The organism is Roseomonas sp. TS2 (assembly GCF_058833935.1).
In genome coordinates, this window is sequence record NZ_JCACVY010000050.1 from 1 (window position 1) to 25209 (window position 25209).

The window sequence follows — 25209 nt, forward strand, 5'->3', positions numbered from 1 at the left end:
GCGTGCCCTCGATCACCACCTTGTCGCCGGCGGCGATCTCGGCCTCCAGCACGGCGCGGCCGCCCACCACGCGGCGCATCGTCACGGCGCGGCGGCGGGCGCGGCTCTCGGCATCCACCACATAGACGTAGCGGCTGCCCTCGCTGCCGGTCTGCACGGCCTGCACGGGCACGCTCAGCGCGTCCGGCTCCACCCGCGGCACCAGCACCACGTTGACGTACTGCCCCGGCCACAGCGCGTTGTCGGGGTTGGGGAAGCGGGCCTTGAGCTGCACCGTGCCGGAGGTGGTGTCCACCTGGCTGTCGACGAAGACGAGGCTGCCGCGCACCGGCGGGTGGCGGTCCCCCGGCGGGTGGGCGGTGACGGGCGGCTCGCCCTGGCGCATCGCCTCCTTGATCTCGGGCAGCCAGCGCTCCGGCACGGAGAACTGCACCTGGATCGGGTCGGTCTGGGTGATGGTGGCGAGGGGCGTGCTCTCGCCCGCGCGCACCAGGTTGCCCTCGGTGATGGGCAGGGCGCCGAGGCGGCCATCCAGCTCGGCGCGGATGGTGGCGTAGTCCAGCGTCAGCCGGGTCTGCGAGATCAGCGCCTCGCCGGCCTTCACATTGGCCTCGGCCGCGGCGGCGTCGGCCTGCGCCTGCTCGTAGCGCTGGGCGGCGGCGAAGCCCTCACCGCGCAACGCGGTGTAGCGCGTGGCGTCCGAGCGGGCGCGCAGCGCCAGCGCCTTGTCGCGCGCCAGCTGCGCCTCCTGCTGGGCGAGCAGCGCCTGGGCCATGCGGGAATCGAGGGTGAACAGCACCTGACCCCGCTCGACGCGCTGGCCTTCCTGCACGTGCAGCTTCTGGATCTGCCCGTCCACCCGGCTGCGGACGGAGACCGTGGCCTCGGCCACCACATTGCCGTTGGCGGTGATCTCCAGCGGCACCGGGCCGCGCTCCGCGGCGCTGACCACGACGGGAATGGCGGGAGGCCCTGCCGGCGCCTGGGCATGGAGCGGCGCGGGCATGGCGAGAATTGCCAGCCCGGCGCTGAACGCGCCCGCCAGCAGGGGGAAAAGCGAACGCGGTGACTGCATGGACCGGACGGTAGGGCCGTTGCGCACCGCCGCAAAGCATCCGTTACACGGCGCAACAAAAATTTGCATCCAGACGACGAAACCCGCCAGGCCAGGGGCCGGGCGGGTTGTCGCCGTTCAGGAAGGCGGCGGATGCGCGGGGCATGCCGCCTTGAAACCGGTCCCTGGCCAGCCCGTCCTTCCGAGGGGAGGGACGCCCGCCAGGGCAGGGGGCTCAGAAGCCCTCGCGCTCCAGCCGCTTGCGCTCGACCTTGCGGGCGCGGCGGACAGCCTCGGCGGCCTCGCGGGCGCGGCGCTCGGAGGGCTTCTCGTAGTGGCGGCGCAGCTTCATCTCGCGGAAGACGCCTTCGCGCTGCAGCTTCTTCTTGAGGGCCTTGAGGGCCTGATCGATATTGTTGTCCCGAACGACGACCTGCACGCTGTGCGGTATCCTCTATGAGCAGGCCTGGTCAGCTCTCTGGGCAAACCAGGTTGTGTGAAAACGAAAAGCACGAAGCGACGGGCCAACCGCGCCCGTGCCTTCCTGCAAGGTCCGCGGCGTTTAGCACGGGCCGCGCGCAGATTGAAAGCCCTTCCCGCCGCGCCCCTGCCTCCCAATTCTAGGACTCCCGCAACGGAGACCGCGCATGGCCATCCTGAAAATCGCCCGCATGGGCCACCCTGTGCTGCTCCGCGCCGCCGAGCCGGTGGCCGACCCAACCAGCTCCGAGGTGCGGCGGCTGGTGCAGGACATGGCCGAGACCATGCTCGATGCCGGCGGCCTGGGCCTGGCGGCGCCGCAGGTGCATGTTCCGTCACGCATTTTTGTCTGGCGCAACGGCGACAGCGTGGCCGCGCTGATCAATCCGGAGATCGAGCTGCTGACGCCGCCGGACCAGCGCGGCTGGGAGGGCTGCCTCTCCATCCCCGGCCTGCGCGGCAATGTGGAGCGCGCCGCGCGCATCGCCTTCCGTGGCCTCGACATCGAGGGCGACTCGGTGGAGGGCGAGGCGGAGGGCCTGCTCGCCCGCGTGATGCAGCACGAATACGACCACCTGAACGGCGTGCTCTACCCGATGCGCATGAGCGACCTCGGCCTGTTCGGCTTCACCGACGAGCTGAGCCGGGCCGCCGTGGCGCAGCACAGCGCCGCCGCCCGCGCCGAGGGAGTGGCCGCCCGATGAGCCTGGAGCGCAGCGCCGAGCGCGACGAGGCCCTGCAGGCCATGCTGCCGCATGTGCCCCGGCTGGGCTGGAGCCGGGCCGCCCTGCGGGCCGGCCTCGCCGCCACGGGCGGCAACCCCGATGCCGCCGCCTGGCTGTTCCCGCGCGGCCCGGTGGGGATGGTGGAAGCCTGGGCCGATCTCGCCGACCGCGGCATGGCCGAGGAGGCCGCCACGCGGGGCATCGAGTCCCTGCGGGTCTCGCAGCGCATCCGGGCGCTGGTCGCGCTGCGGCTGGAGCGGCAGGCGCCGCACAAGGAGGCGGTGCGCCGCGCCGTGGCACTGCTGGCGCTGCCTTGGAACGCCCCCGCCGCCGCCCGCGCCACCGCCCGCACGGTGGACGCCATGTGGCTCGCCGCCGGCGACGCCTCGGCCGACATCTCCTTCTATACCCGACGCGCGACGCTGGCCGGCGTCTATGCCGCCACCCTGGCCTACTGGCTGCAGGACCCGGACCCGGAGCGGCAGGCCACGCTCGCCTTCCTCGACCGCCGGCTGGCGGAGGTGGCCCGCCTCAACCGCCCCCGCCGCGCCGCCTGAGCCGGCGGACGGGCAGGGCAGGCCGGGCGGCAGTCCCGCCCGCCCGGCCCGGGGGGGCGGATTCGCGTTTTGCGGTGGACATTCCGCCCCTGTCGCGGCACAGCCCGGCGCCTGGTCTCTACTGCCGCAGGATCCCCTCCCGTGACCCAATCCCCTCCCGCGCCGCTGGTCGGCATCATCATGGGCAGCCGTTCGGACTGGGAGACGATGCGCCACGCGGCGGAGACGCTCGGCCGGCTCGGCATCGCGCACGAGACGCGGGTGGTCTCCGCCCACCGCACGCCGCAGCGGCTCTATGACTATGCCACCGGCGCCGCCGGACGGGGCCTGCGCGCCATCATCGCCGGCGCGGGCGGCGCCGCCCACCTGCCCGGCATGGCGGCGGCGATGACCCGCCTGCCGGTGCTCGGCGTGCCGGTCGAGAGCCACGCGCTGAAGGGCATGGACAGCCTCCTCTCCATCGTCCAGATGCCGGCCGGCATCCCGGTGGGCACGCTGGCCATCGGCCGGGCGGGGGCGGTGAACGCGGCGCTGCTGGCCGCCGCCATGCTGGCCACCACCGACGCGGCCCTGGCCGCGCGGCTCGACGCCTTCCGCGCCGAGCAGACCGCCGCCGTGGCGGAGGAGCCGGCATGAGCCCGAAGCCCGGCTTCCCGCTGCCGCCCAACAGCACCATCGGCATCCTGGGCGGCGGGCAGCTCGGCCGCATGTCGGCCCTGGCCGCCGCCGAGCTGGGCTATCGCTGCCACATCTACGCGCCGGACGCGGACAGCCCGGGGATGCAGGTGGCCGCCGCCCGCACCGTCGCCGGCTACGAGGACCCGCAGGCGCTGGCCGCCTTCGCCGCCGCCGTCGACGTCGTCACCTTCGAGTTCGAGAACGTCCCCGCCCGCACGCTGGAGATCCTGGAGCCGCTGGTGCCCTGCCGCCCCGGGCGCAAGGCGCTGGCCGTCTGCCAGGACCGGCTGCAGGAGAAGGCGTTCTTCGGCGAGGCGGGCGTGCCCGTGGCGCCCTGGCGCGCCGTGCACAGCCTGGCGGAGCTGGAGGCGGCGATCGGCGAGATCGGCCTGCCGGCGGTGCTGAAGACCACCCGCCTCGGCTATGACGGGCGCGGCCAGGCGGTGATCCGCGCGCCGGAGGAGGCCGCGGCCGCCTTCGCCCGGCTGGAGCCGAAGCCGCTGATCCTGGAAGCCTTCGTGCCCTTCACGCAGGAGATCTCGGCGGTGGCCGCGCGCGGCGCGGACGGCGCCACGGCGGTCTATGACGCGGTGGAGAACCGCCACCACCACCACATCCTGGACCTGTCCTTCGCCCCGGCGCGCATCCCGCAGGCTGTGGCCGAGTCGGCCCGGACGCACGCGGCGCGTGTGGCGGCGGCGCTGGAACTCGTGGGCGTGCTGGCGGTGGAGTTCTTCCTGCTGGCGGATGGCCGGCTGCTGGGCAACGAGATCGCCCCGCGCCCGCACAATTCTGGCCACTGGACGATGGATGCCTGCCAGGCCAGCCAGTTCCACCAGCACATGCGCGCCGTGGCCGGCCTGCCGCTGGGCAGCCCGCGCCGCCATTCGGACGCGGTGATGCGCAACCTCGTGGGCCCGGAGGGCATGGCGAAGCTGCCGCTGTTGCAGGGCAGCCCCGACATTTCCGTGCATCTCTACGGCAAGGCCGCGGCGCGCGAAGGCCGCAAAATGGGCCATGCGAACCGGATTTTCCCCCTGGGAAGCCTTGAGACGGCCGGAGACGCGGCGCTGCTCTCGGACCTGTGACCAAAATGCCCACCCCGCCTGTGGCGCCGCTGCCACAGCGTGGCGGAAACTCCGGAGCCTGTGCTGCACACCGGCGAAGGTAGTGCTAATTGAAGTCACACGCGGCGCCGGACTCGAGGGATGACCTTCGCGGATGAGCGCAGCGAGCATGCCTCTGGTGGATCGAGGAGAATTCTAATGAGCCTCAAGAAGGCGCTTCTGGCCGCGACCGTTCTGGCGCTGCCGCTCGCGGCTCAGGCGCAGCCTGTCACGGGCGTGTATGTCGGCGCTGGCGCTGGCTATAACTACCTGCAGGATTCGGACATTTCCGTCTCCGGCGGCGGCGTCCTGGGCACGGCCCGTGGCCCCTCGCGCAAGCTCGACGGCGAGTTCGACAACGGCTTCGGCGGTGTCGTCAGCCTGGGCTACGGCTTCGGCAACGGCGTCCGCGCCGAGATCGAGGGCAACTACCGCGAGAACGACGTCTCGTCGCTGTCCACCAATGCCGGCCCGCTGCCGGGCATCGGCGGCACGGCCCGCAGCTACGGCGTGATGGCGAACGCCCTGTACGACTTCAACCTGGGCCTGCCGATCGTCCCCTACATCGGCGCTGGCGCCGGTTATGTGTGGCACGACTACGACACCGTCCGTAGCCGCGGCAACGCCGGCAACGCCGCGCTGAACAGCGTGACGATCGACGACGAGGAAGGCACCTTCGCCTTCCAGGGCATCGTCGGCGCCGCCTTCCCGATCGCCGCCGTCCCCGGCCTGGCGATCACCGCCGAGTACCGCTTCCTCGGCACGCTGCAGCCCGAGTTCACCGCGGTGTCCCGCTCGGTGACCGGCGCCGCGACCCGCACCAAGGTCGAGGTGGACAACTACAACCACTCCGCCTTCATCGGCCTGCGCTACGCCTTCAACCAGCCGGTGCCGGCCGCGCCCGTGCCGGTCGTGGCCCCCGCGCCCGCCGCTGCCCCGGCCCCGGCCCGCACCTACCTGGTGTTCTTCGACTTCGACCGCGCCGACCTGACGGACCGCGCCCGCCAGATCATCGCCGAGGCCGCCCAGAACAGCAGCCGCGTGCAGGCGACCCGCATCGAAGTGGCCGGCCACGCCGACCGCTCGGGCTCGCCGCAGTACAACCAGCGCCTCTCGCAGCGCCGCGCCGACGCGGTCGCCGCCGAGCTGGTCCGCCTGGGTGTTGCCCGCTCCGCCATCACGGTCCAGGCGTTCGGCGAGAGCCGCCCGCTGGTCCCGACGGCCGACGGCGTGCGCGAGCCGCAGAACCGCCGCGTCGAGATCGTCCTGCGCTAATCCCGCAGAACGGTTCCGCACGGAACGAGAGGGGGGCGCCGCGAGGCGCCCCTTTTTTTCGTTCGCCCGGCGCTTCCGCGCCCGGGCATGAAAAAGGCGCTGCCGGCTGGCAGCGCCTTTTTCTGTCTCCGATACCCGGGCGGGAATCAGCGCGTTGCGGCGGCGACCTGGGTCTGGCGCGGCGCCTGGGCCGTGCGCACCGGGCAGGCAGCCGGGCTGTAGGGGTTGGGCACGGCCTGGCCGCTGGAAAGCGCCGCCAGCCCGGCCAGGTCGGGCTTCGCCGCCAGCGCCTGCTGGAAGAGCGGCGCCGCGTTCTGGCAGAAATGCGAGCCCTGGCGGATGCCTTCCTGCGACTGGGCATTGGCCAGGGTGGTGATGAACTGGTCGAGTTGGCGCTGGCCGCCCGCGCCATGCACGCGCCGGAAATGCGCCGCCACCTGCCGGTAGGCCTGGCCCAGCTCACGCTGGTTGCGGGTCACGAAGGCGTTGTAATGGTCGTGCTGCCCGCAGGAGAGCGCAACCACCATCAACTGGCTCTGCAGCGCCCGCACCGAGAAGGCGGTCTGCTCCGCCGGCTGCAGGCAGGTCTGCGCCGCCAGGGGCGAGCTGACGGCCAGCGCCAGGGCGCCGGCCAGGATCGTGCGGATTTTCGTCATCGCGGCCGGGACCCCCATCCCGAAGCTGGTCGGGGCGGTGGCCCCGTTACGGGATCATATCAGAAGCGGGATTGGGCGCGATAGGGCAAAGCGGTTTGTTCATAATTGCTTCCGGCCAGGCTTGAAGATGCCGGATGAGGCGCGCCCCAGGCGCGCGGGGCTCAGGCGATGATGTCGGGCACCAGCCGGCTTTCCAGCCAGGCGATCTCGTCCTTCAGCTTGAGCTTGCGCTTCTTCAGCCGCTGGAGCTGAAGCTGGTCCAGAAGGGAGGTCTCCAGGCGCGCGATCACGGTGTCCAGGTCACGATGCTCGCTGCGGAGCTCGTGCAGGCGGCGGAGCAGGCTTTCACGGTCGGCCAGGATGAGCCTCATGGGTTGTCGGTTTGAGTCGCATCTGGGTGGGAAAGCGCCATATCATGTCCGGGCGTGGTCGCCCAGCATGGTCTATCGGTCGCCGGGGCTGCCAGGGTCATGGCAGGGTCGCGAAGAGACCGAGACAGCGAAGCCCACGCCTCGGGGGCCCACCGGCGGCCCGATCGTCGCCGGTTCCAGGCTTCCCGGGTCAACCCTGACTGGAGGATAGCGCGCCGATGATGCAACAGCCCCGCCTGCGCAGCCTGCAGGAGCGTCACGCCACGCTCGAACGGCAGATCGCCGAGGAGGGAAATCGCCCGCAGCCCGATCCGGGGGCGCTCTCGCGCCTGAAAAGGGCCAAACTCCGTCTCAAGGAAGAGATGCACAGGCTGAGCGCCGGCCGCTGACCACGGCGTTTGGCGAGAGGGTGCCCCCGTGGCCATGATGCCACGGGGGCATTTCGTATGTCGGTTCCGTGACGCTTCGGCTCGCAATCCGTGTTCCGGGCCCTAGGTAAAGGGGACAACCAGGGCCTATAAGCCCGCGACCCCCACAAGGAGCACGTTGCACGGCATGGAAGCCTCGGACATCACGCGGGTGCAGACCTATCTGCGTCGCCTCTTCGGCACGGAGCGCATCAACATCCTGCGCCCGGCCAGGCCCGGCCTGTCCGTCGAGGTGGCGGTGGAGGACGAGGTCATCGGCACGCTGCATCGCGATACCGAGGATGGGGAAATCTCCTATTCCCTCCACCTGACCATCCTGGAGGAAGACCTGCCGCCCGCGCCGAAGGCGGACAAGGCGCCGCCGCGCCGCCGCGCCTGAGGCGCGGAGCCGGCCCGGCAGGGCCGGGCCAGGCGAGGAGGGCGGGGCAGGAGGGCGGCGATGGGGCATGGCCCCGCCCGCCGCCGGGGATCAGGCGGCGTCCTCGTCCTCACCCAGCGCCGCCGGCGCGGCCGGGTTGCCGCCCGCGGCCAGCACCGCCGCGTTCAGGTCGGACTGGCTGCACAGGCCGAGGATCACCGGGTCGCGCGGCTTGATGTTGGCGCTGTTCCAGTGGGTGCGGTCGCGCACCTTGGCGATGGTGTCCTTGGTGGTGCCGAGCAGCTTGCCGATCTGCGCCTCGGAGAGCTGCGGGAAGTTGCGCAGCAGGAAGGCGATGGCGTCCGGCCGGTCGTTGCGCTTGGAGACGGGGGTGTAGCGCGCGCCCTTGCCGCGGCTCTTCGGCACCGGGCTGGCGGTCTCCATCAGCCGCAGCCGGGCATTCGGGTCGGCCTCGCAGCGGGCGATCTCCTCGCGCCGCAGCTGGCTGTTCTGCACCGGGTCGTAGCCGACGATGCCCTGCGCGACCTCGCCATCGGCGATCGCCTGCACTTCCAGCGGATGCATGCCGACGAAGTCGGCGATCTGCTCGAAGCTCAGGGACGTCTTCTCGATGAGCCACACAGCGGTGGCCTTCGGCATCAGCGGCAGGGTCATCGGAAACCTTACAAGTCTGTCGGGCGGGTCGCGCGGCCACGCCCCGGATGCCGTTGCATATAGAGAGGGGGAGGGAGAGGGTCAAAGCCCGAGCGCATCGGCCGGCCTGAACGCTTGGCGAGAATGTGGCCGGCACCGCATGCTTGGCGCTGCCCGGGCCGCCCCATATCGTCCATGCAGAGGACGAGCTGGAGTTCAGGGCATGACCAAACGACGTCTTGCGGTGGTGTTCGGCGGGGCGGGCTTCATCGGCCGGCACCTGGTTCCGCGCCTGGCGCGGCAGGATTACGAGGTGCGGGTGATCACCCGCAACCCGGAGGCGGTGCGGCCGATGATGACGCAGGGCCGGCTGGCCCAGGTGGTGCCCTGGGCCACGGATCTGCGCTCGGACGCGGCGCTGGCGCGGGCGGTGGAAGGGGCCACGCTGGTCGTCAACCTGATCGGCATCCTGGCCGAGAAGCGGCGCGGCGACTTCCAGCGCCTGCAGGGCGAGCTGCCGGGCCGCATCGGCCGCGCCGCCGCGGCAGCGGGGGTGGAGCATGTGGTGCATGTTTCCGCCATCGGCGCCGACCCGAACAGCGAAAGCGCCTATGCCCGCAGCAAGGCGGCGGGCGAGGCGGCGCTGCGCACGGCCTTCCCCCGCGCCGTGATCCTGCGGCCCTCCATCATCTTCGGGCCAGAGGACCAGTTCTTCAACCGCTTCGCCAATATGGCGCAGCTGCTGCCCTTCATGCCGGTGGTCTGCGGCGCCACGAAGTTCCAGCCCGTCTATGTGGGCGATGTGGCGGAGGCCATCCTCGCCGCCACGCGCCGGCCGGAGGCGGCGGGCCGCACCTATGAGCTGGGCGGGCCGCGCGTCGCGAGCTTCCGCGAGCTGATGGGCTATGTGCTGGAGGTGACGGGCCGGCCGAAGCGCCTCGTCGCCCTGCCGGACGGGCTGGTGCGGCTGCAGGCGCGGCTGGGCGAGTTCCTGCCCAGCCCGCCGCTGACGCGCGACCAGCTCGCCCAGCTGCGCCGCGACAATGTCGTCTCGCCCGGGGCCGAAGGGCTGGAGGCGCTCGGTATCGTGCCGCAGGCGATGGAGGCGGTGGTGCCGGGCTATCTGGCGCGCTTCCGGCCCGGGGGGGGGCGGCGGTCGGTCATCCCCTCCTGATGGACCGAATCGGACCTATCGGCCGGAACGGTTTCTCGTGACCCGGCCTTTTCCGATACCCGGGCTATTTTAAAGGTAAGCATCGCTGACTTTTCGGCGCGAATAGGACTCGCGCATGATCCCTGACTATGGCAAAGCTGCGTCGGCCGGGGTGAAAGCCCCGCCCGGCGCCCCTGCGCCGTGGCGGCGAGCGCCCTCGGTCCCTAGTCCGACCTGCCTGCCGAAGGACCCGTGCCCATGGCCGAGCGCATGCTGCAATTCGTCCGCCTTTCGCAACAGACGCCGGACAAGCGCTCGGCCGAGGCACGACGGCAGGATTTCGGCGAGATCTACCAGCGCTTCAGCGCCGAGCGCGCCAGCGCCCAGGCCAGCCGTTGCAGCCAGTGCGGCGTGCCCTTCTGCTCCATCCACTGCCCGCTGAACCAGCACATCCCGGACTGGCTGAAGCTGACGGCCGAGGGGCGGCTGGAGGAAGCCTACGAGGTGAACGCCGCCACCAACACCTTCCCCGAGATCTGCGGCCGCGTCTGCCCGCAGGACCGTCTCTGCGAGGGCAACTGCGTCATCGAGAAGGGCTTCGACAGCGTCACCATCGGCGCGGTGGAGAAGTACATCACCGACACCGCCTGGGAGCAGGGCTGGGTGAAGCCGCCGACGCCCACGCGCGAGGTGGCGCATTCCGTCGGCATCGTCGGCGCCGGCCCGGCCGGGCTGGCGGCGGCCGAGCGGCTGCGGCGGCGCGGCTGGCAGGTCACGGTCTATGACCGCTACGACCGCGTCGGCGGGCTGATGATCTACGGCATCCCCAACTTCAAGCTGGAGAAGGAGGTCGTGCTGCGCCGCCACGCGCAGTACGCGGAGGGCGGCATCGAGTTCGTGCTGAACTGCCAGATCGGCCGCGACATCACCCTGGCGGAGCTGCGCGCGAAGCACGATGCGGTGCTGATCGCCACCGGCGTGTACAAGGCGCGCGACATCGGCGGTCCCGGCGCCAATTTGGGCGGCATCGTGCCGGCGCTCGATTACCTGACCGCCTCCAACCGCCAGGGCCTTGGCGATGCCGTGCCGGACTTCGAGAGCGGCGCGCTGAACGCGGCCGGCAAGAAGGTGGTGGTGATCGGCGGTGGCGACACGGCGATGGATTGCGTCCGCACCGCCATCCGCCAGGGTGCCGAGAGCGTCACCTGCCTCTACCGCCGCGACAAGGCGAACATGCCCGGCTCCATGCGCGAGGTGAGCAACGCCGAGGAGGAGGGCGTGCGCTTCGCCTGGCTCTGCGCGCCGGAGGGCTTCGAGGGGGAGGGGCATGTCTCGGCGGTGCGCGCGGTGCGGATGCATCTCGGCCTGCCCGACGCCACCGGCCGCCAGCAGGTGGAGCCGATCCCCGGCAGCGCCTTCGCCGAGCCGGCCGACCTCGTCATCAAGGCGCTGGGCTTCGACCCTGAGGACCTGCCCACCCTGTTCGGCGAGCCCGGCCTGACGGTCAGCCGCTGGGGCACGCTGACGGTGGACCGCCGCAGCATGATGACCAACCTGCCGGGCGTCTTCGCCGCCGGCGACATCGTGCGCGGCGCCAGCCTGGTGGTGTGGGGCATCCGCGACGGCCGCGACGCGGCCGACCAGATCGAGAAGTACGTGGCGGCCAAGAGCGCGCCGGCGATGGCGGCGGAGTGAGCGACATGACCCAGTTCGAGAACGGCGAGGCCTTCGCCGAGACCTATGCCCGCAACGCCGCGCTGCTCTCCGGCAGCGCGCATGTGGACGTCATGGAGCACGATGCCTGCGGCGTCGGCCTTGTCGCGGCGCTCGACGGCAAGCCGCGGCGCGACGTGGTGCAGGCCGGCATCGACGCGCTGAAGGCCGTCTGGCACCGCGGCGCCGTGGACGCCGACGGCAAGACCGGCGACGGCGCCGGCATCCATATCGAGATCCCGCAGGATTTCTTCGCCGAGGTGGTGGAGCGCGGCGGCGACCGGCTGCGCCCGGGCCGCATCGCGGTGGGCCAGGTCTTCCTGCCGAAGACCGACCTCTCGGCGCAGGAGCGCTGCCGCCAGATCGTCGAGACCGAGATCCTCAACGCCGGCTACAGCATCTATGGCTGGCGCCAGGTGCCGATCGACGTCTCCTGCATCGGCGAGAAGGCCAACGCCACGCGGCCCGAGATCGAGCAGATCCTGATCTACGACCCGGAGCAGCGCGACATCGCGACGATGGAGCGCGACCTCTACGTCATCCGCCGCCGGATCGAGAAGCAGGCGCTGCTGGCCCAGGTGCCGGAGCTGTACCTGTGCAGCCTCTCCGCCCGCTCGATCATCTACAAGGGCATGTTCCTGGCGGAGAACCTGACCGACTTCTACCCCGACCTGCTGGACGAGCGCTTCGTCAGCCGCTTCGCCATCTACCACCAGCGCTACAGCACCAACACCTTCCCCACCTGGCGCCTCGCCCAGCCCTTCCGGATGCTGGCCCACAACGGTGAGATCAACACCGTCCACGGCAACATCAACTGGATGAAGAGCCACGAGACGCGGCTCGCCCACAGCCTGCTCGACCCCTTCATGGAGGACATCAAGCCGGTGGTGCAGGCGGGCGGCTCGGACACCGCCACGCTCGACAACGTCTTCGAGCTGCTGGTCCGCGGCGGGCGCGACGCGCCGATGGCCAAGGCCATGCTGATCCCCGAGAGCATCGGCAGCAACGCCACCATGCCGGCGGCGCACCGCGACCTGTTCATGTACTGCAACGCGGTGATGGAGCCGTGGGACGGCCCGGCGGCGGTCTGCGCCACCGATGGGCGCTGGGCCATCGCCGGCCTCGACCGCAACGGGCTGCGCCCGATCCGCTACACCGTCACCAGCGACCGGCTGCTGATCGTCGGCTCCGAGACCGGCATGGTGAAGGTGGCGGAGAGCGAGATCGTCGCCAAGGGCCGCGTCGGCCCCGGCCAGTGCATCGCCGTCGATCTCGACGAGGCGCGCTTCTACGGCGACACCGCGCTGAAGGACCTGATGGCCGCCCGCCACCCCTTCGGCGACTGGGTGAACCGCACCACCCGCATCGACGACATCGTGCGCGCCGAGGTGGACGAGGCGCCGGCGCTCTCCGGCGAGGCGCTGCGCCGCCGCCAGCTCGCCATGGGCGTGACGCTGGAGGACCTCGAGACCATCCTGCACCCGATGGCGGAGGAGGCGGCCGAGGCGATCGGCTCGATGGGCGACGACACGCCCATCGCCGTGCTCTCCAACCACTATCGCGGCCTGCACCACTACTTCCGGCAGACCTTCGCGCAGGTGACCAACCCGCCGATCGACAGCCTGCGCGAGACGCGGGTGATGACGATCAAGACCCGCCTCGGCAACCTGGGCAACATCCTCGACGAGGACCCGACCCAGTGCGACATGCTGATGCTGGACAGCCCCGTGCTCTCCAACGCCGAGTTCGCGGCGATGCGCGGCTACATGGGCGACACCGCCTGCGAGGTGGACAGCACCTTCCCCGTGGCGGAGGGCGAGGCCGGGCTGCGCCGCGCGCTCGAGCGCATCCGCCGCGAGGCGGAGGAGGGGGTCCGCTCCGGCTGCGCCCATGTCATCCTCACCGATGAGAAGCAGGGCCCCGAGCGCGCCGCCATCCCGATGATCCTGGCGGTGGGTGCGGTGCACACGCATCTGGTGCGCCACTCCCTCCGCACCTTCACCAGCCTGAACGTGCGGGCCGGCGAGTGCATGGACGTGCACTATTTCGCGGTCCTGATCGGCGCCGGCGCCACCACGGTGAACGCCTACCTGGCGCAGGAGAGCATCGCCGACCGGCACCGCCGCGGCCTGTTCGGGCAGAAGTCGCTGAAGGACTGCGTGGCCTCCTACCGCAAGGCGGTGGACAAGGGGCTGCTCAAGATCATGTCCAAGATCGGCATCTCCGTCCTCTCCTCCTATCGCGGCGGCATGAACTTCGAGGCGATCGGCCTCTCCCGCGCGCTGGTGGGCGAGTTCTTCCCCGGCATGCAGAGCCGCATCTCGGGCATCGGCCTCTCGGGCATCGCCCGGCGGGTGCTGGCGATGCACGGCAAGGCCTGGCAGGGCGACACGCCGGTGCTCTCAGTGGGCGGGCTCTACAAGCTGCGCCGCCGCGGCGAGGCGCACGCCTTCGAGGGCAGCCTGATCCACATGATGCAGCACGCGGTGGAGACGGACAGCTACCAGACCTTCAAGCGCTACTCGGACGCGGTGCGCAAGCTGCCGCCCGTGGCGCTGCGCGACCTGCTCGACTTCCGCGCCGAGACGCGCAGGCCCATCGCCATCGAGGAGGTGGAGAGCATCACCGAGATCCGCAAGCGCCTCGTCGCGCCCGGCATCTCGCTCGGCGCGCTGAGCCCCGAGGCGCATGAGACGCTCTCCATCGCCATGAACCGCATCGGCGCCCGCTCGGATTCCGGCGAGGGCGGCGAGGACGCGGCCCGCGCCCGGCCGCGCGCCAATGGCGACAACGCCAACTCCGCCATCAAGCAGATCGCCTCGGGCCGCTTCGGCGTCACCGCCGAGTACCTGAACAACTGCAAGGAGATCGAGATCAAGGTGGCGCAGGGCGCCAAGCCCGGCGAGGGCGGGCAGCTGCCCGGCTTCAAGGTTTCCGGCATCATCGCGAAGCTGCGCCACGCCACGCCGGGCGTCACCCTGATCAGCCCGCCGCCGCACCACGACATCTACTCGATCGAGGATCTGGCGCAGCTCATCTACGACCTGAAGCAGATCAACCCGGAGGCGACGGTCTGCGTGAAGCTGGTCAGCCGCTCGGGCATCGGCACCATCGCGGCGGGGGTGGCGAAGGCCAAGGCGGATGCCATCCTGGTTTCCGGCCATTCGGGCGGCACCGGCGCCTCGCCGGTCTCCTCGATCAAGTATGCCGGCCTGCCCTGGGAGATGGGGCTGTCCGAGACGCACCAGGTGCTGCTGCTCAACCGGCTGCGCCACCGGGTGAAGCTGCGCACCGATGGCGGCCTCAAGACGGGGCGCGACGTGGTGATCGCCGCCATGCTGGGCGCCGAGGAATTCGGCATCGGCACCGCCTCGCTGGTGGCGATGGGCTGCATCATGGTGCGGCAGTGCCACTCCAACACCTGCCCCGTCGGCGTCTGCACCCAGGACGAGGCGCTGCGGCAGAAATTCGAGGGGACGCCGGAGAAGGTCATCAACCTGTTCTCCTTCATCGCCGAGGAGATCCGCGAGATCCTGGCCGGGCTCGGCTTCCGCCGGCTGGAGGAGGTGATCGGCCGCACCGACCTGCTGAAGCAGGTCAGCCGCGGCGCCGAGGACCTCGACGACCTCGACCTCAACCCGCTGCTGGTGCAGGCCGATGCCGGCCCCTATGCGCGCCACTGCACGCTGGAGGGCCGCAACGAGGTGCCGGAGACGCTGGACGCCGACATGATCCGCGATGCGGCCGCCCTGTTCGAGCGGGGCGAGAAGATGCAGCTCGCCTACAACATCCGCAACACGCACCGCGCCATCGGCACCAAGATCAGCAGCAAGATCGTCCGCAAGTTCGGCATGGAGGGGCTGCAGGCCGGACACCTGACGGTGCGGCTGCGCGGCTCGGCCGGGCAGTCGCTCGGCGCCTTTGCCGTGCGCGGGCTGAAGCTCGAGGTGCTGGGCGACGCCAACGACTATGTGGGCAAGGGCCTCTCGGGCGGCACCATCGTGGTGCGGCCGGCGCCCTCCTCGCCGCTGGTCTGGAACGAGAACGCCATCGTCGGCAATACCTGCCTCTATGGCGCGACGGCGGGCGAGTTCTTCGCTGCCGGCCAGGCGGGGGAGCGCTTCGCCGTGCGCAACTCCGGCGCCACGGCGGTGGTCGAGGGCGTCGGCGCCAATGGCTGCGAGTACATGACGGGTGGCGTGGTGGTCATCCTCGGCAGCGTGGGCGACAATTTCGGCGCCGGCTTCACCGGCGGCCAGGCCTTCGTCTACGACGCGGACGGCACCTTCGAGCAGCGCCTGAACCCGGACACGCTGCTCTGGCGCCGCCTCGGCTCGGCCCATTGGGAGGGCGTGCTGCAGGCGCTCATCGCCCGCCACGCGGCCGAGACCGGCTCCCGCCACGCGGCGCGGCTGCTGAACGACTGGGACAGCGAGCGTGGCCATTTCTGGCAGGTGGTGCCCAAGGAATATGCCCGCTACCTGCCGCAGCCGATGGAGGCCGTGGCGATCGCGGCGGAATAATGGCCAAGATTGCGTGACCGGCGGCTGAAAGGCCGGTTACGAGCTCACGATTTCGTGAGTACCATCTTTGCGGCAGGGGGGGCGGCGTGCGATAAGCGCCGCCCCTTCCAGTTCCGGCGCGGTGCATGCGAATCCTCTACCATCTGCCTCTCTCCCCCTATGCGCGCAAAGTGCGTCTGGTCCTGAGTGAGAAGCGCATTCCGTTCGAGCTGCGGGTCGAGCGGGTCTGGGAGCGGCGGGAGGAATTCCTGCACCTGAACCCGGCCTGCACCGTGCCGGTGCTGGAGGAGGAGAACGGCCTCGTCCTGGCCGACAGCTACGCCATCTGCGAGTATCTGGACGAGGCCTATCCGGACCTGCCGCTGCTCGGCCGGACGCTGGGGGAGCGGGCGGAGGTGCGCCGCCTCGTCGCCTGGTTCGACGGCAAGTTCGCCCGCGAGGTGACGGAGAACCTGCTCTACGAGAAGCAGATGAAGCGGCTGCTCGGCCGCGGCAACCCGGATGCGGCGGCGATCCGCGCCGGCTACGCCAACCTCAAGCCGCATCTGGACTATCTCGGCTGGCTGGCCGAGACGCGGCTCTGGCTGGCCGGCAACGCCCTCTCCCTGGCCGACCTCGCCGCCGCCGCGCATCTCTCCACGCTGGACTATATCGGCGATCTCGACTGGTCGCTGAACGAGAGCGCCAAGGACTGGTATGCCCGGGTGAAGTCCCGCCCCGCCTTCCGCTCGCTGCTGGCCGACCGGGTGAGCGGCGTGAACCCGCCCGTCCACTACGCCGACCTCGACTTCTGAGGAACCGCGCCGGGGGAGGGGCTTCCTCCCCCCCCGGCGCCGCCTCAGGGCACCACCCCCTCGGGCAGTGTCAGCACATGGTCGAGGATGCCGCCGGCGGTGGTGATCCAGACCTCGTCCCGCTCCGCCACGATCCGCTCCAGCGCCCCGCGCAGCGCCCGCAGCCGGTAGGGCTGCCCGACCAGGTAGGGGTGGAGCGCGATGCCCATCACCTGCGGGTGGCCGTCCCGCGCCACCTGCCGCAGCCTTTCCTCGAAATCGGCCACGATCATCGCCGCGAACTGCTCCGCCCCGTCCTTGCGGGCGACGATGGCGGGGATGTCGTTCACCTCCTGCGGGTAGGGGATGGCGAGCAGCTGCCCCGCCCGTGTCCGCATCCAGATGGGCTGGTCGTCGGCGCACCAGTTCAGCGTGTAGCGGTAGCCGGCCTCGGCCAGCAGGTCCGGGGTGAAGGCGCTCTCGGCGATCCAGGGGGAGAGCCAGCCGCGCGGCGGCGCCCCCTCGGCGGCGGCGATGGCGGCGGTGGAGTCCGCGATCAGCAGCGCCTCGGCGGCCTCGCCCAGGGTGTTCTGCCGCTCGCTGTTGGTGCGGCCATGACCGGCGATCTCGTCGCCCCGCGCGCGGTGGGCGGCGACGAGCTGCGGCGCGTAATCATACATCGCGCTGTTCAGCAGCACGGTGGCGGGCAGCGAAAGCTCGTCCAGCATGTCGAGCATCCGCCAGGCGCCGACGCGGTTGCCATAGTCCCGCCAGGCGTAGTTCAGCACGTCCGGCTGCGGGCCGCCGCCGCCATTGGGGCCGGGCGCCAGCTCCGCCCCCAGCCCCTGGCCGAAGGCGAAGTGCTCCAGGTTGAGGCCGAGATACACCGCCAGCCGCCTCTCTCCCGGCCAGGCATAGGCGGGGCGGCCGCGCCAGGGGTGGTAGTCGTAGCGGCCGTGGCTGGGCAGCATGGAATCGTCTCCGCAAAAGCACAGCAAAACACAGCCCCGCTTAGCAAGGGGCAGGCCACATGCCTGCGCGGTTCCCCCTGCGCGTGAAAACCGCTAGAACCCGGCCATGTCCAAGCCCCCGCCGGCCGAGGCGGCCCGGGCCCGCGCCCTGCTCTCCGCGACCGCCCGTGCGGGCCGGGCGCGGCTGGCGCGACCCATCCTGCTCGGCCTTGCCTCGATCGCCTGCGGCATCGCCCAGGCCTGGCTGATCGCCACCGTGCTGGCCGCGCTGCTCGGCCATGGCGATGGCGGATGGGCCGAGCTGGCCGGCGCCGCCTCGCTGGCGCTGCTCGCCACCAGCCTCACCGTGGCGCAGGAGCGCGCCCAGGCCGATGCCGGCGCCAGCGCCCGCGCCGGGCTGCGCCGCCGCGCCTTCGCCCGGCTGCTGCGCGCCGGCCCCGCCGATGAGCGCCCGGTGGGCGAGCGCGCCGCCCTGGTGGTGGACCGCATCGAGGCGCTGGACGGCTATTTCTCCCGCTGGCTGCCCGCCGCGGCGCTGGCCGCCGCCGGGCCGCTGCTGATCGCCGTCGCCGTCGCCACCGAGGACCCGTTGAGCGGCGTGATCCTGTTCGCCGCCGGCGCCATGGTGCCGGTGGGCATGGCGCTGACCGGCATCGGCGCCGCCCTGGCCAGCCGGCAGCAATTCGACGCGCTGCAGGCGCTCTCGGGCCGCTTCCTCGACCGCATGCGCGGCCTGCCGCAACTCGTGCTGTTCCGCCGGCAGGAGGCCGAGGCGCAGTCCCTCGGCGCCGCCGCCGACGAGCTGCGCCGCCGCACCATGCGCGTGCTGCGCGTGGCCTTCCTCTCCGGCCTGGTGCTGGAGGTGATCTTCGCCGCGGTGCTGGGCTGCCTCGCCTGGCGGCACGGCAACCTGCTGGTGGGCGGCCACCCGGACCCGCAGGCGGCGCTGTTCTGCCTGCTGATGGTGCCGGGCTTCTTCGCGCCGCTGCGCGCCTTCTCTGCCGCCTATCACGAGCGCATGTCGGCCAACGGCGCCGCCGCCGCCCTGGCCCCGCTGCTGGACGGGCCGGATGAGGAGGACGGGCTGCAACTGGCGGAGATTCCGCCCAGCGTGGTGGTCACCTTCGAGCATGTCGGCCTGACATACGACCCGGCGCGCGGCCCGGCCCTGACCGACCTCTCCTTCCGCGTGCTGCCGGGCGAGGCGCTGGTGTTGGCCGGCCCTTCCGGCTCCGGCAAGTCCTCCGTGCTGCGGCTGCTGATGGGCTTCCGCGCCCCCGATGGCGGGCGCATCGCGCTGAACGGGCGGGACGCGACCACGCTGCGCCCGGCCGAGCTGCGCCGCCTCTCCGCCTATGTCGGGCAGAAGGCGCACCTGTTCCGCGCCAGCATCCGCGAGAACATCCTGCTCGCCCGCCCCGAGGCCACGCCGGCCGAGGTGGAGGTGGCCGCCCGCGCCGCGCATGTCACGGAATTCGCCACGGCCCTGCCCGAGGGGCTGGACACGCTGGTGGGCGAGGGGGGCTATGGCCTCTCCGGCGGGCAGGCGCAGCGCGTGGCCATCGCCCGCGCCTTCCTGCGCAACACGCCGCTGGTGCTGCTCGACGAGCCCACCGCGCATCTGGACCCCGGCACGGAGGCGCAGGTGCTGGACAGCCTGCGCCGCCTCTGTGCCGGGCGCACCGCCATCATCGCCACCCATTCGCCGGCGCTGCGCGCCCGCTTCAGCCGCGTGCTGGAACTGGAGCAGGGCCGCGCCATCCTCTCTCGGATGGCCGGGGAATGAGCGCCATGCGGCAGGACCTGACCCGTGTGCTCGGCCTGTGGCGGGCGCGCCGCGCCTGGCTGCTGGCCGGCGTGGCCATGGCCGTGCTGGCGGCGCTGGCGGGAGTGGCGCTGCTGGCCTTCGCCGGGCGCGGCGTCTCCGAGGGGCTGCGCACCGGCGCGCTGACCGGCGCCGCCATCGGCTCGCTGCTGCTGCTGCGGCCGCTGATGGTGCTGCGCCCCGGCGCCCGCTACCTGGAGCGGCTGGTCACCCATTCCGCCACCTTCCGCGCCCTGGCCGACACCCGCATCTGGTTCTTCCGCCGGCTGGCCGAGCGGCTGCCCGCCGGCCTCGGCCTGCGCGGCGCCGGCGACCTGCTGGGCCGCCTCGTCTCCGATGTCGAGGCGCTGGACGGGCTGTATTTGCGCGCCCTGGTGCCGGGTGCGGCCGCCATCGCGGTGGTGCTGGCGGTGGCGGTGCTGCTGGGCGCCGCCGAGCCGGCGCTGGCCGCCATCGTGGCGCTGCCGCTGGCGCTGGCCCTGCTGCTGCCGCCGCTGCTGGCCCCCGGCGCCGCCCGCGCCGCCGGCCGCGTGGCCGAGGCCCAGGGCGGCCTGCGCGCCGCCGCGGTGGATCCGCTGCTGGGGCTGGAGGACACGCTGGCCGCCAATGCCGAGCCACGCGCCGCCGCCCGGCTCGACGAGGCCGGCCGCGCCCTGGCCGCCACGCAGGACCGGCTCTCCCGCCGTTCCGCCTGGGGCGGCGCCACGGGCAGCCTGCTGGCGCAGGCGGCGCTGCTCGGCGCGCTGGGCTATGGCCTCGCGGGTGGCCCCGGCGCGGTGGGCGCCACCATCATCGGCCTGTTCCTGGCGCTGGCGGCGGGCGAGGTTCTCGCCGCCCTGCCGCGCGCCGGCACCGCGCTTGCCGCCGCCGGCGCCAGCGCCCACCGGCTGTTCGAGGCCGCCGATACGCCGCCCCCCGTGGCCGAGCCGGAACACTCCGCCGAGGCCCCGAGCGGCCACGCGCTGCGCGCCGAGGGCGTCCGCTTCGCCTGGGCGGCGGACCGCGCGCCGGTCTTCGAGGACCTCTCCTTCGACCTGCCGGAGGGCGGGCGGCTGGCGCTGCTCGGCCCTTCCGGCGCCGGCAAGTCCACCCTGGCCTCGCTGCTGCTGAAGCTGGCGGCGCCGCAGGAGGGCCGCCTGCTGCTCGGCGGCACCGACATCGCCACCCTCTCCGCCGATACGGTGCGTGCCCGCATCGCCTGCCTGACGCAGGATGCCCGGCTGTTCGATGACAGCATCGCCGCCAATCTCCGCCTCGCCGCGCCGGAGGCGGATGACGCGGCGCTGTGGCGGGCGCTGGAGCGTGCCGGCGTGGCCGATGTGGTGCGCGCCCTCCCCGAGGGGCTGGAGACGCGCTGCGGCGAGGGCGGCGCGCGCTTCTCGGGAGGGCAGGGGCGGCGGCTCGCCCTGGCCCGCGCCCTGCTGGCCCCGGCCGACATCCTGATCCTCGACGAGCCTGGCGCCGGGCTGGATCCCACCGCCGAGCGCGCCTTCCTGGAGACGCTGGAGAGCGCCACGGAGGGCCGCAGCGTCATCCTCATCGCGCACCGGCTGATGGGGGTGGAGCGGCCGACGCGCATCCTGCGCCTCGTCGGTGGCCGCGCGCTGCCGGCGATGGGGTGATCGTCTTCTTTTTCTGAAGAAAAAGAAGCAAAAAGACTTTGTCAGTTGGGCGGAGTGCTTGCCGTAGGCGCTCCGCCAAACTGACAGAAAGTTTTTGGTTCTTTTTTCAAAAAGAACCCCTTTTTACCGACTTCTCAATTCTCAACCCCAGCGCCCGCAACTCCGCTTCCGGCCGCGCCAGCAGCATCATCGCCATCTTGCCGAGGAAGCCCGGTGAGCCCTGCGCGGCGGCGGCCTCGAACCAGCGCAGCGCGGCGGGAATGTCGCCCGCCGCCGTCGCCAGCGTGCCCAGGTTGAACTGCGCGCGGAAATCGCCCAGGGCGGCGGCGCGGGCATAGAGGGCGCGGGCGGCGGCGGGGTCGCGCGGCGTCTCCCAGCCTTCTTCCAGGAAGCGGCCGAGAACGGTCATCGCCTTGGCGTGCTCCTGCGCGGCGGCGCGGCGATACCAGGCCAGCGCCCCGGCGCGGTCGCCTTCCTGCGCCATCAGGCTGGCGAGGTTGTACTGCGCCCAGTCGTAGCCCTTCTCCGCTGCCTCCCGGTAGAGCGCCGTGGCGCGCGCCCGGTCGACCGGCGTGCCCCAGCCCAGCTCGTGGCAGCGCCCGACCATGGTGAGGCCCTTCAGGCTGCCGGCACGGGCGGCGGCCTGGAACCAGCCGAGCGCGGCGTGCCGGTCTTCCGCCACGCCGCGGCCTTCGAGCAGGATCTGCCCGTAGAGGATCTGCGCCTCCAGCATGCCAGCACGGGCGGCGGCGGCAATCCAGCGTGCCGCCTCCTCCGGTGGCCCGTTGAAGGCGGCCTCGAGCTGTTCGGCGCTGGCCTCGCGCACGGCGGAGAGCGGGATGGACATGCCCGCCCTCTAGCGTTGTTGCGAGCGCCTCGCAACTGACCGTGTCAGGCCAGGGCGCGCAGCATCCCGCCCTGCTTCACCCGGCCCGGCAGCGGGTGGCCGACGACATCCTCCGCCAGCCGCCCGGCCTCGATCAGCTTCTCCAGGTCCAGCCCTGTCTCGATGCCGGATTCGGCGCAGAGCAGCGCCAGGTCCTCGGTGCAGATGTTGCCCGCCGCCCCGGCATGCCTGGCGAAGGGGCAGCCGCCCAGCCCGGCGATGGCGGCATCGAAGCGCGCCACGCCGAGGCGCATCCCCTCCCAGGCATTGACCATGGCCATGCCGCGCGTGTCGTGCAGGTGCAGGGACAACTCCAGCTCCGGCCACTTCTCCCGCACCGCGCCGACCACGGTGGCGATGCGGCGCGGCGTGGCCCAGGCCATGGTGTCGGCCAGCGAGATGACGGGCGGCGGCAGCCCCACGCCCCCCGCCAGCGCCAGGATGGCGGCGATGCGGTCGGTCACCGCGCTCACCGGCACCTCGCCCTGGAAGTTGCAGCCGAAGGCGGCCATCACCGTGGCGCGGGCGAAGGGGATGTTGTTCTCGGCGTAGAGCGCCATCAGCGCGGCGGCGGCGGCGAGGTCCTGCTCGCGGTCGCGGTTCTGGTTGCGCTTGCCGAACACCTCGGAGGCGGAGACGGAGACGCTGCCGTCGATGGTCAGGTTGGGCGCCACCAGGGCGCGCAGGAAGCCCTTGGCGTTCAGCCACAGCGCGCCGAAGGCGACGCCCGGCGGCGGCCGCAGCGCCTGGCAGACGGCTTCCGCATCGGCCATGCCCGGCACCCGGCGCGGATCGACGAAGGAGACGGTCTGGATGCGCTTCAGCCCGGTCCCGGCCAGGGCCTGGATCAGCGCCACCTTGCGGTCGGTCGGGATCTCGCCCTTCTCGAACTGGAAGCCCTCGCGCGGGCCTTCCTCGCGGATCTCGATGCGGGGGGGCAGGCTCATGCGGCGTTCTCCTCATCCGGCAGGGCCAGCACGCCCGCGCCGCGCAGCGTGGCGATCTCCTCCTCCGAAAGGCCGAGGCCCGCCAGCACCGCCGCCCCCCCTTCGCCGATGCGTGGCGGCTGCTGCCGCAGGGTGATGCCGGCGGTCTCGAAGCGCAGCGGTGTCATCGGCAGGGCGGCGCGCAACGTGTCGGAGAGCGCCGTCTCGCCCATGATGCCGCTGGCGGCGAGGTGCGGGTCATCGAACAGGTCTTCCGGGTGGGCGACGGGGGCGCAGGGAATGCGGGCGGCCCGGCAGCGCTCCAGCACCTCCGCCACCGTCATCGCGCCGAATATTCTTTCGAGTTCCGGCATGATGCGGTCGCGGGCGGCGACGCGCTGGCCGTTGGTGGCCAGCGACGGGTCGGCGCCCAGCGCCTCCAGCCCGAACTGCGCGCAGAGGCGCTGCCAGTGCTGGTCGCTGGTGACGCCGACGAAGACCTGCCCGTCGGCGGCGGTGAAGACGTCGTAGATGGCCCAGGTGATGCGCCGCGCCGTCATCGGCGGCACGCGGCTGCCGGCGATGGCGCCCGCCGCCATGTGCTGCCCCACCATGAAGGCGACGCTCTCGAACAGCGCGGCCTGCACCTTCTGCCCTTCGCCCGTCGCTTCGCGCTGCCGCAGCGCGGCGAGGATGCCGACGACGCCGAACACGCCGCCCATGATGTCCACCACCGAGGTGCCGGCGCGCAGCGGGCGGCCGGGCAGGCCGGTCATGTGGGCCAGGCCGCCCTGCATCTGCACCACCTCGTCCAGCGCCGGCAGGTCCTCATAGGGGCCGGGCAGGTAGCCCTTCAGCGCGCAGTAGACCAGGCGCGGGTTGAGGGTGCGGAGATGCTCCCAGCCCAGGCCCAGCCGCTCCATCGTGCCGGGGGCGAAGTTCTCCACCAGCACGTCGGCGGTGGGGACGAGGCGCTCCAGCACCGCCTTGCCGCGCTTGTCCTTCAGGTCCAGCGCCAAGCTGGCCTTGTTGCGGTTGTAGGTGCCGAAGAAGCCGGTGCCGAAGCCGCCCAGCCGCCGCGTCCGGTCGCCCTCCGGCGGCTCGATGCGGATGACCTCGGCGCCGAGATCGGCCAGCACCACGCCGCAGGTGGGGCCCATCACGGTGTGGCCGAAATCCAGCACCCGCAGGCCAGCCAGGGGGAGGGTGTTCATTGACACGGCTTCGTTCCGTCAGACAGAATGGCGTTCTGTCTGTAAGCATGGAGAAGCCCCGCATGCCGGTCAAGCCGGATGCGCCCGCCGAGGGGGTGGGCGCGGTGGATCGCGCCCTGTCCATCCTCTTCGCCTTCGAGCCAGGCGATGCGGGGCTGACGCTGGCGGAGCTTTCCCGCCGCACCGGTCTCTACAAGAGCACGCTGCTGCGGCTGATCGCCTCGCTGGAGCGGGCGCGGATGCTGGTGCGGCCGGGGCCGGAGGCACGCTGGCGGCTGGGCCCGGCGCTGGTGGCGCTCGGGCTGCGCGCCGAGGGCGGCACCGCCCTGCTGCGCGAGACGGTGCCGCCGGTGCTGCGCCGGCTGGTGGCGGAGACGGGGGAGAGCGCCAGCTTCTACATCCGCGAGGGCGAGGCACGGCTCTGCCTGCTGCGCGAGGAAGGCCGCCACGCGGTGCGGGACCAACTCCCGCCCGGCACGCTGCTGCCGCTCTACCGCGGCGCCGCCGGCCATGTGCTGAGCGGCGCGGCGGAAGGGCTTTCCGTCACCATCGGCGAGCGGGACCCGGAGTTGGCGGCGATCGCCGCGCCGGTGCGTGGCAGCCAGGGGCTGCTGCTCGGCGCGCTCTGCCTCTCCGGCACCGCAACGCGGCTGCGCGAGGCCCGCTACCGCGCGCCGCTGGAGGAGGCGGTCCGGCGCGAAGCGGCGGGGCTGACGGCGCTGTTGGGAGGGTGAAAGAGAAGGGTTCTTTTTTGGAAAAAAAGAACCAAAAAACTTTTGTCAGTTTGGCGGTGCGCCATCGGCCAATGAACCGCCAGACTCGAAAAGTCTTTTTGCTTCTTTTTCTTCAGAAAAAGAAGATGCCTGAAACTACTCCCGTTCCATACGCGCGACGCTCCATTGCCAGAGGCAGAGCAGCGGCGTCACCACCAGTTCCATGCCGAGGCCGAACAGCATGGCGCCGGGCGGCGTGCCCTGCACCGCCAGGCCCAGCAACCGGCCGAGCCCGCCCAGCACCACGATGACGGTCAGCAGCCGGAAGCGCGGGCCCTGCTCCTCGATGCGTGAGAGCGTGCTCCAGAAGCCCAGCCCGATGCCGAGCAGCAGGCCGGAGAGGTAGCGGTAGTGGCTGTCCAGCGCCACGGCGCGCAGCATGGGCGGCGCCTCCGAGGCCGGGAGCATGTCGAGCCCGAAGAGCAGCCCGGTGAGGCCGGCGGTGACGGGCACCACGCCGCCCAGCGCCACGGCGGCGCGCAACAGCA

The 25209-nt window shown here is 72.0% G+C and carries 24 protein-coding genes; 14 read left to right on the forward strand and 10 right to left on the reverse strand.

The genetic code is table 11. The features are described 5' to 3' along the window. Together ACZJYS_RS10455 and rpsU are read right to left on the reverse strand one after the other, a co-directional pair. Positions 1–1006: efflux RND transporter periplasmic adaptor subunit (locus tag ACZJYS_RS10455; RefSeq protein WP_493177733.1), on the reverse strand; the 1006-nt coding region annotated here is incomplete at its 3' end. A 283-nt stretch (positions 1007–1289) separates the two neighbouring features. Next, complete coding sequence (gene rpsU, locus ACZJYS_RS10460; protein WP_007006360.1) at positions 1290–1493, reverse strand: 30S ribosomal protein S21; 204 nt, start codon at positions 1491–1493, stop codon at positions 1290–1292. A 208-nt stretch (positions 1494–1701) separates the two neighbouring features. Here rpsU and def point away from each other — a divergent pair, with 208 nt between their 5' ends. The 5 genes from def to ACZJYS_RS10485 all read left to right on the forward strand — a co-directional run bounded on the left by def (position 1702) and on the right by ACZJYS_RS10485 (position 5875). Next, positions 1702–2238 carry a peptide deformylase gene (def, locus tag ACZJYS_RS10465; protein ID WP_109518298.1) on the forward strand — a complete coding sequence of 179 codons (537 nt, stop codon included), beginning with the start codon at positions 1702–1704 and terminating at the stop codon, positions 2236–2238. Beyond that, positions 2235–2816 (forward strand): COQ9 family protein, encoded by a 582-nt coding sequence (locus ACZJYS_RS10470; RefSeq protein ID WP_493177737.1) that lies wholly within the window; start codon positions 2235–2237, stop codon positions 2814–2816. Before def ends, ACZJYS_RS10470 begins: the two co-directional genes overlap by 4 nt. Positions 2817–2996: 180 nt before the next feature. Further along, positions 2997–3452 (forward strand): 5-(carboxyamino)imidazole ribonucleotide mutase, encoded by a 456-nt coding sequence (purE, locus tag ACZJYS_RS10475; RefSeq protein ID WP_109518330.1) that lies wholly within the window; start codon positions 2997–2999, stop codon positions 3450–3452. Beyond that, positions 3449–4582, forward strand: a complete 1134-nt coding sequence (locus ACZJYS_RS10480; RefSeq protein WP_493177739.1) for a 5-(carboxyamino)imidazole ribonucleotide synthase — start codon at positions 3449–3451, stop codon at positions 4580–4582. The genes purE and ACZJYS_RS10480 overlap by 4 nt, the downstream gene beginning before the upstream one ends. Positions 4583–4759: 177 nt before the next feature. Next, positions 4760–5875: an OmpA family protein gene (locus ACZJYS_RS10485; protein ID WP_109518301.1), complete on the forward strand. Its 1116-nt coding sequence runs from the start codon at positions 4760–4762 to the stop codon at positions 5873–5875. Positions 5876–6021: 146 nt separating this feature from the next. Here ACZJYS_RS10485 and ACZJYS_RS10490 read toward each other — a convergent pair whose 3' ends face one another. Both ACZJYS_RS10490 and ACZJYS_RS10495 read right to left on the reverse strand, forming a co-directional pair. After that, complete coding sequence (locus ACZJYS_RS10490) at positions 6022–6531, reverse strand: hypothetical protein (RefSeq protein ID WP_109518331.1); 510 nt, start codon at positions 6529–6531, stop codon at positions 6022–6024. Positions 6532–6692: 161 nt separating this feature from the next. Beyond that, entirely contained in the window at positions 6693–6893 is a 201-nt protein-coding gene (locus ACZJYS_RS10495) for a YdcH family protein (RefSeq protein ID WP_109518332.1), read from the reverse strand. A gap of 227 nt (positions 6894–7120) precedes the next feature. On the opposite strand from ACZJYS_RS10495, the gene ACZJYS_RS10500 reads away from it, so the two are divergent. Then, positions 7121–7291 carry a YdcH family protein gene (locus ACZJYS_RS10500; RefSeq protein WP_109518302.1) on the forward strand — a complete coding sequence of 57 codons (171 nt, stop codon included), beginning with the start codon at positions 7121–7123 and terminating at the stop codon, positions 7289–7291. Between the two features lie 166 nt (positions 7292–7457). Next, on the forward strand, positions 7458–7709 hold the full coding sequence (locus tag ACZJYS_RS10505) for a DUF3126 family protein (RefSeq protein WP_109518303.1): 252 nt from the start codon (positions 7458–7460) through the stop codon (positions 7707–7709). A gap of 90 nt (positions 7710–7799) precedes the next feature. Here ACZJYS_RS10505 and ACZJYS_RS10510 read toward each other — a convergent pair whose 3' ends face one another. Continuing rightward, complete coding sequence (locus ACZJYS_RS10510; RefSeq protein WP_109518304.1) at positions 7800–8363, reverse strand: DUF1013 domain-containing protein; 564 nt, start codon at positions 8361–8363, stop codon at positions 7800–7802. A 202-nt stretch (positions 8364–8565) separates the two neighbouring features. Between ACZJYS_RS10510 and ACZJYS_RS10515 the strand changes: the two genes are divergently transcribed. From ACZJYS_RS10515 to fzlA, 4 genes are all read left to right on the forward strand, one after another. Then, positions 8566–9516 carry a complex I NDUFA9 subunit family protein gene (locus ACZJYS_RS10515; RefSeq protein ID WP_109518305.1) on the forward strand — a complete coding sequence of 317 codons (951 nt, stop codon included), beginning with the start codon at positions 8566–8568 and terminating at the stop codon, positions 9514–9516. Between the two features lie 237 nt (positions 9517–9753). Continuing rightward, on the forward strand, positions 9754–11190 hold the full coding sequence (locus tag ACZJYS_RS10520) for an NAD(P)-dependent oxidoreductase (protein WP_109518306.1): 1437 nt from the start codon (positions 9754–9756) through the stop codon (positions 11188–11190). Positions 11191–11195: 5 nt separating this feature from the next. After that, positions 11196–15731: a glutamate synthase large subunit gene (gene gltB, locus ACZJYS_RS10525; RefSeq protein ID WP_493177745.1), complete on the forward strand. Its 4536-nt coding sequence runs from the start codon at positions 11196–11198 to the stop codon at positions 15729–15731. 125 nt (positions 15732–15856) lie between these two features. Then, positions 15857–16525: an FtsZ-binding protein FzlA gene (gene fzlA, locus ACZJYS_RS10530; protein WP_109518308.1), complete on the forward strand. Its 669-nt coding sequence runs from the start codon at positions 15857–15859 to the stop codon at positions 16523–16525. Positions 16526–16569: 44 nt separating this feature from the next. Here the strand turns inward: fzlA and ACZJYS_RS10535 are convergent, their stop codons facing one another. Further along, positions 16570–17475: a polysaccharide deacetylase family protein gene (locus ACZJYS_RS10535; RefSeq protein WP_493177747.1), complete on the reverse strand. Its 906-nt coding sequence runs from the start codon at positions 17473–17475 to the stop codon at positions 16570–16572. Between the two features lie 106 nt (positions 17476–17581). Here ACZJYS_RS10535 and cydD point away from each other — a divergent pair, with 106 nt between their 5' ends. After that, positions 17582–19261: a thiol reductant ABC exporter subunit CydD gene (cydD, locus tag ACZJYS_RS10540; RefSeq protein WP_493177749.1), complete on the forward strand. Its 1680-nt coding sequence runs from the start codon at positions 17582–17584 to the stop codon at positions 19259–19261. Continuing rightward, positions 19258–20922 carry a thiol reductant ABC exporter subunit CydC gene (gene cydC / locus ACZJYS_RS10545; RefSeq protein WP_493177751.1) on the forward strand — a complete coding sequence of 555 codons (1665 nt, stop codon included), beginning with the start codon at positions 19258–19260 and terminating at the stop codon, positions 20920–20922. Before cydD ends, cydC begins: the two co-directional genes overlap by 4 nt. 106 nt (positions 20923–21028) lie before the next feature. Here the strand turns inward: cydC and ACZJYS_RS10550 are convergent, their stop codons facing one another. From ACZJYS_RS10550 to ACZJYS_RS10560, 3 genes are read right to left on the reverse strand one after another with little or no spacing between them, the layout of a single operon-like run. Continuing rightward, positions 21029–21769, reverse strand: coding sequence for a tetratricopeptide repeat protein (locus tag ACZJYS_RS10550; protein ID WP_493177753.1), 741 nt, complete (start codon positions 21767–21769; stop codon positions 21029–21031). A 44-nt stretch (positions 21770–21813) separates the two neighbouring features. Further along, positions 21814–22755: a hydroxymethylglutaryl-CoA lyase gene (locus ACZJYS_RS10555; protein ID WP_109518312.1), complete on the reverse strand. Its 942-nt coding sequence runs from the start codon at positions 22753–22755 to the stop codon at positions 21814–21816. Then, the gene (locus tag ACZJYS_RS10560; RefSeq protein WP_493177755.1) at positions 22752–23948 is read right to left on the reverse strand and encodes a CaiB/BaiF CoA transferase family protein; all 1197 of its coding nucleotides are present in this window, start codon (positions 23946–23948) and stop codon (positions 22752–22754) included. The genes ACZJYS_RS10555 and ACZJYS_RS10560 overlap by 4 nt, the downstream gene beginning before the upstream one ends. A 62-nt stretch (positions 23949–24010) precedes the next feature. Here ACZJYS_RS10560 and ACZJYS_RS10565 point away from each other — a divergent pair, with 62 nt between their 5' ends. Next, positions 24011–24682 carry an IclR family transcriptional regulator gene (locus tag ACZJYS_RS10565; protein ID WP_493177758.1) on the forward strand — a complete coding sequence of 224 codons (672 nt, stop codon included), beginning with the start codon at positions 24011–24013 and terminating at the stop codon, positions 24680–24682. 135 nt (positions 24683–24817) lie between these two features. On the opposite strand, the gene ACZJYS_RS10570 is transcribed toward ACZJYS_RS10565, so the two are convergent. Next, positions 24818–25209 (reverse strand): DUF4345 domain-containing protein (locus ACZJYS_RS10570; RefSeq protein ID WP_493177760.1); only part of this gene is annotated, 392 nt, incomplete at its 5' end.